Below are 12519 nucleotides of genomic sequence, written 5' to 3'. Positions count from 1 at the left end.
GCGTCTTCAATATCAGGTACGTTTGACAGTAAAAAATAACTTTTCTTTACTTACCAAAATTTATGCATTAAGAGGTGCTCATGTATACCATTCAAAAGTCCACTAAATTAGATAATGTCTGTTATGACATTCGCGGACCCGTCCTTAAACAAGCGCATAAATTGGAGGAAGAAGGACAGCGTATTTTAAAACTAAATATCGGTAATCCTGCCCAATTTGGCTTTGATGCACCTGAAGAAGTGATGATGGATGTGATAAAAAACCTGCCGCAAAGTCAGGGGTATTGTGACAGCAAAGGCCTTTTTTCCGCCCGTAAATCGGTTATGCAGCATTATCAGGCGAAAGGTTTACTGTCACTTGATACCCATGATATTTATATTGGCAACGGAGTCAGTGAATTAATTGTAATGGCGATGCAGGGTTTATTAAATAATGGTGATGAGCTATTGGTACCTGCACCGGATTACCCGCTATGGACAGCCGCAACAAATTTATCCGGCGGGAAAGCGGTCCATTATATTTGTGATGAACAGTCAGATTGGTTTCCCGATATCGAGGATATTAAATCTAAAATAACCGTCAAAACCAAAGGGATTGTTATTATCAATCCCAATAATCCCACCGGCGCGGTTTACAGCAGGGAGTTATTAGAGCAGATTATAGAGCTTGCCCGTATCCACAATTTAATTGTCTTTTCCGACGAAATCTATTCGAAAATAATTTACGATGATGCGGTGCATATTCCACTCGCAACCCTCGCTGACGATATTTTAATTGTGACCTTTGATGGACTATCTAAAGCCTATCGGGTTTGCGGTTTTCGCGTCGGTTGGATGATGATAAGCGGCGCAAAAAAGCAAGCGCGTGATTATATTAATGGATTAGAGATGCTCGCCAGTATGCGTTTATGCGCCAATGTGCCGATGCAGCATGCTATCCAAACTTCCCTTGGCGGGTATCAAAGTATTAATGAGTTAACCGTCCCAGGCGGACGTTTATATGAACAAACTCAAAGTGCATGGAAGTTAATTAATGATATTCCCGGGTTAAGCTGTACTAAACCTAAGGGCGCTTTATACCTTTTCCCTAAACTGGATCAAAAGAAATTTAACATTAAAGACGATCAGCGGTTTGCCATGGATCTGTTGATGGAAGAAAAAATATTAATTGTACAGGGGACGGGCTTTAACTGGCACTCACCGGATCACTTCCGTATTGTTTGTTTGCCGCGTGTTGATGAACTCAGTACTGCTATCTCGAAAATAGGCCGTTTTCTGCAAAGTTATCGCCAGTAGAGTTAAAATGAATCAATAAAGTCTAAAATGGTGACAAACAGTCGCTATTTTAGATTTTATTCAATAATTTATATCTGCTAATTGTCCTTATCTTTATACATAAAAAATCTTCAAACATAAAAACCTTCAGGCATAAAAAATCCGATCAAAGGATCGGATTTAAAAGTCTTAACAACCATTAACTTAAGTTTAAGTTTAAGTTTAAGTTAATTCGGCTTAGAAATTGTATTGTAAAGCAACTGTTACAGCGTCATCGTGTTTGTCAGCAGTTGTCGCACTGACCATATCTGCTTGGTATTCAATCCACGTTTTTAGCTGCGCATTAAAGTCATATTGTGCGCCTAGAGTAACTTCATCAACAGTATCTGTGTTTGTGACCGTATTTTCTTTGAAGCCATAACCGCCATACACTGTCGTCGCAGCAACAACGTTATAACTTGCAAAAAGGTCATAACCTTGGAAGTCAGCAACGCCATCTTGCTTAGATTCTGCATAAACAGCAGCAAGATATAGATCATTCATTGTATAGGTCGCTGAAAGACCATAGTTTTTCTTGTCTTCAGCTGTAACATACTGCTCTACACTGTAACCGGCCTTAAGTGCAACATCTTGTATCTGATAACCTAAAGCTAAAGCTAAGCTATTGTCAAGTGCTTTAGATTTATCTTGGAACTGGTAAGAAGCGCCAACTGAAAAACCGGAAAACTCACCCGAATAGATAATCTGCCCTTCTTGACGGCCACGATAAATACCATCAATTACATTGTAACCATAAGTGTTAAACATATCAGTCACGCCAACCACTTGGTAGAATGCAGTATCCGTTTGACCAAAAACTAATGACCCCATTTCTTCACCTTGAAAACCAGCATACAAATGACGTGCTGTAAATTGGCTGCCCTTAGAATTTTCAGCTGCAATCTGCCATTCACCGCGTGCCATCGCATCAACGTGAGAATTAATAAACGATACTGCTTTAAAGCCCATACGCGCAGAGCCAACGCCGTCTGAGTCAGTACCGTCGTCTTTAATATCAAACTGCATACGGCCATAAACATCTGCTGTTGTACCGTCTGCATCATATACAGTCGCAGCTTGCGCAGAAGTGGCTAATAGGGCAGCGATCATTGCTGGTAAAATTGCTTTTTTCATTTTTATTTCCTTGTTTTAGGTTTGTTTTTTTATTAAACACTTATAGATACAATAAAAATTTTATTTAACAGCATATCTGCACTGCACGACATAACATTAGCAAGCTTTAATCATTTTGCAATAAAGAATTGAACTTTTTCCAGTTTATGTAACACGCTGTAATCTTAGCTTTTTTATCCTTATATAAAAAAATAAAATACTCTGAAAATAATTAAAAAAATCAATTAAATCAATAGGTAAATAAAATATTAAAAATAATTAACGATCAATTTTAATCACTGCCACTGGCGATTTTTCAGCTTTTATGTTTACAGCTCTGCTGATTAATAATACCCAAAAAGAGATGCAGATCACATTTAAAGAAAAGAGCACAGCTCTTTATTACTTTGCTTAAAGATAAATATTTTATAATATACAAAATAAATAGAAGAAAGCCGTGATTAATCAGTGGCTAACTATTAAGATTTAAAAAAGTTGATTTTTAATCTGCAGGGTTGAGCTAAGGGCAAGAGTGCTGAAGGTAATAATAACGGTTAATAATGGGTGATCTGGGCAGTTGCTAACGATGCTGGTGATTTTTTTGGTACAACACTCGTTAGCAAATTTTCATTTTTTATTGGCTGTGAAATTCATTACAGGCAAACAGCGTATTTTCGATCAGGGTTGCAACCGTCATCGGTCCAACTCCGCCAGGGACAGGAGAAATCCATGCGGCACGCTCTTTCGCGCCAGCAAAGTCAACATCACCAGCAAGACTGCCATCTTCCAAACGGTTGATGCCCACATCTAATACAGTGGCGCCTTTTTTAATCCACTCGCCCGGAATAAAATTAGCTTTACCGCGTGCTACGACCAATATATCAGCCTGTTTTACATAATGTGCCAGATCCGTGGTAAAACGATGGCAAGTGGTTGTTGTACAACCGGCTAGTAATAGTTCCAATGTCATCGGCCGCCCCACAATGTTAGATGCGCCGACGACAACAGCATGTTTACCGTGAAACTCAGTACCAATATATTCCAACATACTGATAATACCGCGCGGTGTGCAAGAGCGCAGCAATGGGATACGTTGTGCTAGCCGCCCGACATTATAGGGATGAAAGCCATCAACATCTTTATCAGGCTTAATGCGTTCAATCACCGATGTTTGATCAAAGCCGTCGGGTAATGGAAACTGCACCAGTATTCCATCAATATCGGGATCGTCATTAAGCTTATCAATTAATGCCAATAATTCATCTTGAGTGGTTGTTTCAGGAAGATCAAAGGCCTTTGAGTGAATGCCCACTGCTTCACAGGTACGACGTTTGCTGCCAACATATATTTGCGATGCAGGATCCCCTCCCACCAAAATAACGGCCAGCCCCGGAGCACGTAATCCATTGGCTATTCGGAGCTTAACCCCTTTTGCAACTCGTTCTGTAATCGTGGTTGCAATTGCCTTACCATCTATGATTTGTGCAGTCATTGAACAATTCTCTATTTATAATGTTTAATATCGACGTATTGTCGCAAAACAATCGAATGATGTCACATAAATCCTGACCAGTTTCATTATATAGCCAAACTATTTAAAGATGTAGATTCCTACAACTTCAAGTAATTTGGGGTTATTTTTTTTATTTCAGATAATATCTTTTCTATTTAGGATCTTATCGGTAAGATCCTTTGTCAGTACCTCTTAGTCGCTTTATTTACCAGATAGAGATCTATGCAACCGTCAAATTCAATATTCAATTTTAACGGCTTATTACGTAAGCTAATATCAGACTCAAATGTGCATGCCGGGTTACGCGTATTAATTGCTATGTCGATGGCATTTATCCCGGTACTTGTGCTAGATTCAATCCCTTTTTTTACACAAAATAGTCTGCATATTTCAGTTTCCCTGTGTTTAGGGGTAATGGCCAGTGCCATTGTTGAAACCGATGATAATGATCGAAATAGGCGGAAATTTCTTTTTACCATCGTATTGTGCTTTTTTATTTCCTCTTCCTGCGTGCAATTATTAATGCCCTATCCGGTTGCTTTTGCCCTGGGTTTATTTACCTCAAGTTTTGCTTTTATGATGCTTGCCATATTAGGCAACCATTACAATAGAGTTGGGTTTGGTACTATTTTAATCGCCATTTATACCATGATAGGTTATCAGGCCGACATCATCTGGTATGAGCAATCCATTCTCTTAAGCCTCGGGGCATTATGGTACGGCCTGTTTTCTCTAATCTGGAATTTTTGTAGTCCTTATCGCTCCTTAAGGGATCAACTGGCACAACTGTTCTTCGCATTGAGCCGTTATCAGGAGAAAAAATCTGCTCTATTTAACGAAAAAGAGGGCAGCAGCAAAGCCGGAATATTTGCCGTACGTCAACAATTAGCAATCCGCAACATCGCCATTATGGCTCGCTTTGATCAATGCAAACGTATTATTCAATCTCGTTTTAAGTTCAACCAGCAACAACCTGAGCTTGATAAACTTAATTATTACTATTTTGTTGCAGAACAAATTCATGAACGTATGAGCGCAAGTCAGTATTTATATAGCCAATTGGAAAAAATCTTCCGGGAAAGTCAAATATTAGAAGGTTACCATCAGCTTTTCTTACAATTAGGTGAAGAATATTATCAAATGGGGGTAGCTATCTCCGATAAAAAAAACTATCTGCACAGTCGCCGCTTAAAATGGACCCTTAACGCCCTAGCGGATCAATTATCTCTGCTCAAGCAAAACCAGGCGGTTATTGATAATAAAAAAGCACTGCAGGGGCTGCAGGGTATTTATGAAAATTTAGATGGCATAAATACATTATTGTTACAAACGCAGCAAACTGAGCAAAATGAAATAGTCATCGTGCCGATCGAAGCCGAATCTCAGCCAACACAGAAAGCTTACAAGCAACTGCTGGCAGCCATGACGGCAAAAAACCCTACTTTTAAACATGCGCTTAGAATCAGTATCGCTTTATTAGTCGCGTTTGTTTTGCAGAACAGTTTACAACTTAACCACGGTTTCTGGATTTTGCTGACGGTGGTATTTGTTTGCCAACCCAGTTTCAGTGAAACACGCAAGCGATTGGTATTACGCAGTATAGGCACACTATTTGGCGTCCTATTAGGTTACCCAATCTTAATCTTAGTTGAAGGAACAATAATACCGCAAGTTATCTTACTGGTATTAATGGCTTTTTTCTTTTTTACCTATGTGCGTACTAACTATGGTTTATCGATTGTCTTTATCACCATCTTTGTGATATTTGTCTTCAATTTATTAAACGGCACGGGGATGGAAGTTTTACCCTATCGCATCGGCGAGACTCTGTTAGGCTGTTTATTAAGCGTACTGGCAACCAGTTTTATCTTTCCTGATTGGCAGTTCCAGCGCTTCCCAATCTTAGTTAACCAACTTTTAACCTTAAGTGGTCGTTACTTCAAACAGGTAACGGATCAGTACCAACATGGTCGAAGTGAAAACTTAAATTACCGGATAACACGTTTTAACACCTTTCAAAGTGATGCGCTATTGGCCAACGCCTGGCAAAGTATGTTGTTTGAACCTCACTCAAAACAACAGTTAAACCAAGAAGTTTATGCTCTGGTCAATCGTTGTGATGCACTGGTTTCTTATATCGCGGCACTCGCCTCTCACCGCCATAAGATCAGTGATTTTGAAAAAAACATTAAAATACAAAACTTAATCAACCGTACCAGCAAACAACTATTTTTAGCTTGCCACCCTCAACAGATTGATACGAAACAAATTGTTAAAACGATTGAAGAACTGGAAAATTTTGATCCCCCTTTTTCTGGCGAAACATTATTAATTATTGAGCAATTGCGTTTAATTGCATTTGCCGCGATAGACATTCAATTGATTCTGCAACAGATTAATTTTGACGGTAAAAATCAAGGCTAAAAATATCTGGATTATGTTTAACCATAGAGGATATACAAGGGCTTTTACAACAGGTAAACTCCATTTTATAGGATATTTTCGAGAGAAAAAGGATAAAAATTTTGTTATTTAATGGGCAAGAATACCCAACAGATGCGCAAGGTTACTTGCTGGATACAAGCTTATGGACCCGGGAACTAGCGGCTTTTATTGCCCAGTCAGAATCACTGAAAATGACTGATCAGCACTGGCAAGTCATTTTTTTTGTTCGTGATTTTTATCTCGAGTATAATACCTCACCTGCGATGCGCACGCTGGTTAAAGCGATGGAAAAAGAATATGGAAAAGAAAAGATAAGCAGTCGTTATTTATACCGTCTTTTCCCTAAAGGACCGGCTAAACAAGCCACTAAAATCGCCGGATTACCAAAACCCGCCCGCTGCATTTAATGGGTAGTAGAGAATAACTATTTTAGATTTAATCAAACTTAACAAACAACAATCATTATTAATAAGGATTAACCCATGCCAAAGGCAAGCGACATTAAAAAAAATACCGCAATTGAATACAACAACAATGTTTATATTATTAGAGATATTGAACGCTCTGTGCCACAGGGCCGTGCTGGCGGTAGTTTATACCGCATGCGTATGTACGACGTAGTTTCAGGCTCAAAAATTGATCAAACATTCAAAGATAACGAGATGCTGCCGTTAGCTGATTTAGTCCGCCGCAATGTTATGTTTTCTTATATTGATGGTGAACAGTATGTGTTTATGGATAACGAAGATTACACGCCGTATAACCTCGATAAAGACAGCATAGCGGATGAAATACTATTGATTAATGAAGATACTCAAGGTCTTCAGGTGGTTTTAGTTGACGGCGCGCCCGTCGCGCTGGAACTGCCTTCGAGTGTCGAACTGGAAATAGTAGAAACATCTCCCTCTATTAAAGGTGGGTCGGCAACAGCACGTACCAAACCCGCAATACTCTCAACAGGCCTGACAGTGCAAGTACCAGAGCATATTTCTACGGGCGATAAAATTAAAGTGAACACGGCTGAACATAAATTTATGGGTCGTGCTGATAAATAACAATTGAAACAATAAAAACAATAAAAACAATAAACATTAAAAAGGGGGGAGCCAGTAAATTGGCTCCCCCCTTTTTTTGACATCCCACTGTTATTTCTGCCATAAAAAAGGCGACTAAATATAGTCGCCTTTTTAGTTTTTTAGCAAATAATCTAATTATTCAGCAGGATATTTAATATCTGCATTAGCCATTAACGCCATTGATAAGGCTTGATAGGTTGATTCTGAAAATAAGCGTTGCAACCTCTCTTCAAGTTTTTGTATCTTATCAACGTTTTTCAACTCAGAATCAAGTTCTTCAACAGACGTTAGCTCAATTAACGCATAATCATCTGTACTTGTGGTCACCCAATCGTAGGTCGCTTGCTGCTCCGTTGGTTTAGCTAATTTAAAGACCGCCTGCATCACACGATAATCAAGCTCACTGTCATTACGTGTAAAGGTTGACGGGTCACTGAATGCCAAATTTTTCTCAGTCAAGATAGTTTCAATCGACTCTTGTGCCTTCAACTTGACCATTAACGACTTAACAAACTCTTCTGTGTTTTTATGCGCTTTCTGTGCCTGTAGCTGCGCTATAATCTGCTCAGAAACGTCAGCAAGTGGTTGTAATGCCGCCGCTTGATAACGATTAACATGGACAACAATCACTTTATTTTCAGAAAGCTCAATAAGCTCTGAGTTCATTCTATCTTCACGAAATGCGCTATCAAATACGATTTTTAAAACCGCATTATCTGTAAGCGGTTCGGGCGCCTCTGCAGCTGAAAACAGTTCTGTATGTTGAATATCTGTGCCAAGCACTCTAGCAGCTTCATCTAAATTATCAGGTCTTTCAAAGGCGGCTTCACTTAACCTTTGATGCAGCTCATAATAAAGATTATTCATTTCTTCCCGTTTGGCGGCGTTCTCAACTTGCGCTGTCACCTCGGACAAAGGTAATTTCTTACTTTCTTGAATATCAACTAATTTGATGATGTGATAACCAAATTGTGATTTAACAATATTCGACAAAGGCGCTTCTTTGGTGAGCTTAAATGCAGCGTCATCAAATGCAGGATCCATTACACCACGTTCAAACCAGTCCAATTCACCATTATTTTCAGCAGAATAGCTATCCTCTGATTTTTGAGCGGCAAGTTGTGCAAAATCAGCCCCCTCTTCAAGTTCAGACAAAATAGCTTGCGCTTTTTCTTTTGCCGCACTGTTGTCTCCGAGCAGTAAGATATGCGCAACTTTGCGCTTTTCACCACGCTGATAATCAGATGCGTGCATGTCGTAATATTTTTCCAGCTCTTCACTGCTTAAGGTCACCCGGTCAGCTAACAATGAACCATCTAAGACAACATAATCGACACTGACTTGCTCAGCTGTTTGAAAAAACTGGCTGTTGTTTTCGTAATAAGTCGATATTTCTTGTTCACTGATGGGATCTTTATCAGCAAAATCACTCGCTTTAACCGTTAGCACTCTTGCCACACGTTTTTGAGCTTGTAAGCGATTAGCTTGCTGCACTTCCATCGGTAAGATAAATTCACTACCAAGTACCATAGTAAGCAACTGACGACGTGCGAGATCCTGTTTTATACTTTGACTAAATTGCGCCGGTGTATAACTCGCTCGTCTTAATAATGATAAATATTGTTCGTTATTAAAGTTTCCATCAACTTGAAACTCTTTCATTTTACGAATTTCTTGTTTAACTTGCTCATCACCAATACGCAATCCCATATCCTTAATGGCTTGCGTAAGAAGACGCTCTGAAATAACCGTTTGCATCGCTTGCTGTCTAATTTTTTGGTTGAAATTAGGAGTTGATGCCAGCAGTGCAAACTGTTCGCCATATTGCTGCTCTAAACGAGTACGCTCATTTTGATAAGCTTGATCAACTGTCGCTTTACTTATTTCTTCATCATTCACAGTAACAGCAACGGAAATACCGCTACCGCCTAAATAACTACTCACTCCCGCTAGGGCGAATGATAAAATTATCACAACGATTATAATTTTAGCCGTGGCACCTTGTGCGCCTTCGCGCATTTTATCTAACATAACTTTGTCTTCTCTTAAAAACTTAGACCAATTTTTTAATGGCAACTTAATTGATAATATTCTGCCGTTAATCGCCGTATAAGCAACTAAAGCGCTTCAGATTTCAACCCTAACAAGATACTTTTTAATCGAATCGATATTAAATAAAAAAGCGCATCATCGGATGCGCTTAATGTATAACTGTTGTCTCGCATCTCTGCAAATAAACGGGCTATAGTATTTATCAAACAACAGATTAAGCGTTGATTGCATCTTTTAATGATTTACCAGCTTTGAATGCAGGTACTTTAGCAGCCGCAATTTGGATCGGTTCGTTGGTTTGTGGATTACGGCCCGTACGTGCAGCACGCTCTTTAACAGAGAAAGCACCAAAACCGATAAGTGAAACATTATCACCTTCAACTAATGCGCCCGTCACACTCTCGATAAAAGCATCTAGTGCACGACCCGCTGCTGCTTTAGAAATATCTGCACTTTCCGCAATATTATCGATCAGTTGTCCTTTGTTCATTTTACATCTCCATCTTTATTATTTTAATGTCCATAATTAAATACTTAATTAACACAGGTTCAATTCTATTTTCATAAGGCTACGTTGCTATTTAATTGGGCGCAAGTAAATTTATAGAAAACTCACCCACAGCCCTCTATTTTCTGCAGTTTATCACCTATTTTGGTGACTTTTCCACAGAAAAACCTTTTATACTTTCTTGCAGCGCAATTTCCAGCACTTCATCAATCCAGCGAACAGGTTTAATTTCGAGTTCGCCCTTAATGTTATCAGGAATCTCTTCCAAATCACGGGTGTTTTCAAAAGGAATTAAGACAGTTTTAATGCCGCCTCGTCTTGCCGCTAATAATTTTTCTTTCAAGCCGCCAATTGGTAAGACTTCTCCACGCAGCGTAATTTCCCCGGTCATCGCAACGTCAGCTCGAACAGGAATACCCGTCAGGCTAGAAATCAGCACAGTACACATGGCAGCACCCGCACTTGGACCGTCTTTAGGCGTTGCACCTTCCGGTACATGCACATGAATATCGCGTTTTTCATGAAAATCAGCATTGATTCGCCACTCTTCAGCTTTTGCACGCACCACTGTCATCGCAGCCTGAATAGACTCTTTCATGACATCACCCAAGGATCCGGTATAGGTTAATTTACCTTTACCCGGAACAGAGGTCGCTTCAATGGTTAACAACTCGCCGCCTACTTCAGTCCAGGCAAGTCCAGTCACTTGCCCTACTTGATTGGCCGAATCCGCTTTACCAAAATCAAATACTCGCACCCCGAGATAATCTTTTAAATTATCAATATTGACGTCTACTTTTTTGATCTTTTTATCAAGCAGTATCTGTTTAACCACTTTACGACAAATTTTTGATATTTCGCGCTCTAATGAACGTACCCCAGCTTCTCGCGTGTAATAACGAACAATCCCGATAATAGCACTGTCGTCGATATTAATTTCATTCTCTTTCAAACCATTACGTTTGATTTGTTTACCAGTTAGATGCTGCTGAGCAATATTCAATTTTTCGTCTTCGGTATAACCCGACAAACGAATGACTTCCATTCGATCCAGTAGTGGTCCGGGAATATTCATTGAATTGGACGTAGCAACAAACATAACATCGGACAAATCATAATCAACTTCTAAATAATGATCGTTAAAAGTATTATTTTGCTCTGGATCTAACACTTCAAGTAAAGCAGAAGCAGGATCACCACGCAGATCAGACGCCATTTTATCTATTTCATCCAATAAAAACAGTGGATTCTTGACCCCCACTTTACTCATTTTTTGAATTATTTTACCCGGTAGTGACCCGATATAGGTGCGACGATGTCCGCGAATCTCCGCTTCATCTCGAACTCCGCCTAATGCCATACGTATATATTTACGGCCGGTGGAACGCGCAATTGACTGACCTAATGAGGTTTTACCAACACCGGGAGGACCAACTAAACATAAAATGGGTCCCTTTAATTTATTAATCCGCGTCTGCACTGCAAGGTATTCTAAAATACGTTCTTTTACTTTTTCTAAACCATAATGATCCGCTTCTAATATTTCCTCTGCTTTGGCCAGATTCTTTTTCATCGGCGTGCGTTTTTTCCAGGGAACATTCACTAAGCTTTCAATATAAGTTCGTATAACACTGGCTTCAGATGACATTGGTGACATCATTTTTAATTTTTTAAGCTCTGACGTTGCCTTTTCATAAGCTTCTTCAGACATACCCGCTTGTTCTATTTTTTCAGCAAGTTGGTCATGATCATTACCACCCTCTTCTGACTCGCCCAACTCTTTTTGAATCGCTTTCATCTGTTCATTAAGGTAATAGTCGCGCTGACTCCGCTCCATCTGCTTTTTAACGCGCGAACGGATACGTTTTTCAACTTTCAGAATATCTTCTTCATTTTCCATCATTGCCATCAGATATTCCAAACGCTCAGTGATAGAGTTTAACTCTAAGGCAGTTTGTTTATCTTCCAGACTTAAGGGCATATGTGCAGCGATGGTATCAGCTAAACGTTCAGGATCATCAATACCATTCACTGAGGCCAACACCTCGGGTGGGATTTTTTTATTAAGCTTGATATAAGATTCAAATTGCCCCATTACACTGCGTAATAAAGCCTCTTCCTCTTTTTCATCAATGGCTTCACTTTCCAGTAGCTCAACCTCAGCAAAAAAATAATCTTTATTTTCAATATTATTAATTAATTGCGCACGTTGTACGCCTTCAACTAACACTTTAACGGTACCATCGGGTAATTTTAATAATTGCAGAATATTTGCAACTGTCCCGATGGTGTACAGATCTTCTAATTTTGGATCATCTAATGAAGCTTCGGTTTGCGCCACTAATAATACTTTTTTACCCTGCTCCATGGCAGCTTCTAAACAGCTGATAGATTTTTTTCTACCAACAAAAAGTGGAACAACCATATGCGGATAAACCACTACATCACGTAGGGGTAATACCGGCAGGGTTAATTGCAGCTCTGATTCAGTTTTCATAA

General features: G+C 39.4%; 9 protein-coding genes. 4 read left to right on the top strand and 5 right to left on the bottom strand.

What is annotated here, in order from left to right:
- The first annotated feature begins 80 nt into the window (after positions 1–80).
- Positions 81–1295, top strand: coding sequence for a pyridoxal phosphate-dependent aminotransferase (locus PING_RS07770; protein ID WP_011769852.1), 1215 nt, complete (start codon positions 81–83; stop codon positions 1293–1295).
- Positions 1296–1511: 216 nt separating this feature from the next.
- On the opposite strand, the gene PING_RS07765 is transcribed toward PING_RS07770, so the two are convergent.
- Positions 1512–2447 (bottom strand): porin, encoded by a 936-nt coding sequence (locus PING_RS07765; RefSeq protein ID WP_011769851.1) that lies wholly within the window; start codon positions 2445–2447, stop codon positions 1512–1514.
- Positions 2448–3060: 613 nt separating this feature from the next.
- Positions 3061–3918, bottom strand: coding sequence for a bifunctional methylenetetrahydrofolate dehydrogenase/methenyltetrahydrofolate cyclohydrolase FolD (gene folD, locus PING_RS07760; protein ID WP_011769850.1), 858 nt, complete (start codon positions 3916–3918; stop codon positions 3061–3063).
- A 243-nt stretch (positions 3919–4161) separates the two neighbouring features.
- Here folD and PING_RS07755 point away from each other — a divergent pair, with 243 nt between their 5' ends.
- The 3 genes from PING_RS07755 to efpL all read left to right on the top strand — a co-directional run bounded on the left by PING_RS07755 (position 4162) and on the right by efpL (position 7439).
- The gene (locus PING_RS07755) at positions 4162–6363 is read left to right on the top strand and encodes an FUSC family membrane protein (RefSeq protein WP_011769849.1); all 2202 of its coding nucleotides are present in this window, start codon (positions 4162–4164) and stop codon (positions 6361–6363) included.
- A gap of 98 nt (positions 6364–6461) precedes the next feature.
- Positions 6462–6791, top strand: a complete 330-nt coding sequence (locus tag PING_RS07750; protein WP_041766175.1) for a TusE/DsrC/DsvC family sulfur relay protein — start codon at positions 6462–6464, stop codon at positions 6789–6791.
- Positions 6792–6866: 75 nt separating this feature from the next.
- Positions 6867–7439: an elongation factor P-like protein EfpL gene (gene efpL / locus PING_RS07745; RefSeq protein WP_011769847.1), complete on the top strand. Its 573-nt coding sequence runs from the start codon at positions 6867–6869 to the stop codon at positions 7437–7439.
- Between the two features lie 156 nt (positions 7440–7595).
- Here the strand turns inward: efpL and PING_RS07740 are convergent, their stop codons facing one another.
- The 3 genes from PING_RS07740 to lon all read right to left on the bottom strand — a co-directional run bounded on the left by PING_RS07740 (position 7596) and on the right by lon (position 12517).
- Positions 7596–9491, bottom strand: coding sequence for a SurA N-terminal domain-containing protein (locus PING_RS07740; RefSeq protein WP_011769846.1), 1896 nt, complete (start codon positions 9489–9491; stop codon positions 7596–7598).
- Positions 9492–9726: 235 nt separating this feature from the next.
- Positions 9727–10002 (bottom strand): HU family DNA-binding protein, encoded by a 276-nt coding sequence (locus PING_RS07735; RefSeq protein ID WP_011769845.1) that lies wholly within the window; start codon positions 10000–10002, stop codon positions 9727–9729.
- A 157-nt stretch (positions 10003–10159) separates the two neighbouring features.
- The gene (lon, locus tag PING_RS07730) at positions 10160–12517 is read right to left on the bottom strand and encodes an endopeptidase La (protein WP_011769844.1); all 2358 of its coding nucleotides are present in this window, start codon (positions 12515–12517) and stop codon (positions 10160–10162) included.
- Positions 12518–12519 lie beyond the last annotated feature (2 nt).

Source organism: Psychromonas ingrahamii 37 (assembly GCF_000015285.1).
Classification (GTDB): domain Bacteria; phylum Pseudomonadota; class Gammaproteobacteria; order Enterobacterales; family Psychromonadaceae; genus Psychromonas; species Psychromonas ingrahamii.
Note: the sequence above shows the minus strand (reverse complement) of the source record. Positions and strands in the feature narration are given on the sequence as shown.

Bases quoted from the DNA above. Each gene is read 5' to 3' on its own strand.
- PING_RS07735 (WP_011769845.1), bottom strand. From the start codon at position 10,002: ATGAACAAAGGACAACTGATCGATAATATTGCGGAAAGTGCAGATATT.
- lon (WP_011769844.1), bottom strand. From the start codon at position 12,517: ATGAAAACTGAATCAGAGCTGCAATTAACCCTGCCGGTATTACCCCTA.
- PING_RS07755 (WP_011769849.1), top strand. From the start codon at position 4,162: ATGCAACCGTCAAATTCAATATTCAATTTTAACGGCTTATTACGTAAG.
- PING_RS07765 (WP_011769851.1), bottom strand. From the start codon at position 2,447: ATGAAAAAAGCAATTTTACCAGCAATGATCGCTGCCCTATTAGCCACT.
- PING_RS07770 (WP_011769852.1), top strand. From the start codon at position 81: ATGTATACCATTCAAAAGTCCACTAAATTAGATAATGTCTGTTATGAC.
- folD (WP_011769850.1), bottom strand. From the start codon at position 3,918: ATGACTGCACAAATCATAGATGGTAAGGCAATTGCAACCACGATTACA.
- efpL (WP_011769847.1), top strand. From the start codon at position 6,867: ATGCCAAAGGCAAGCGACATTAAAAAAAATACCGCAATTGAATACAAC.
- PING_RS07740 (WP_011769846.1), bottom strand. From the start codon at position 9,491: ATGTTAGATAAAATGCGCGAAGGCGCACAAGGTGCCACGGCTAAAATT.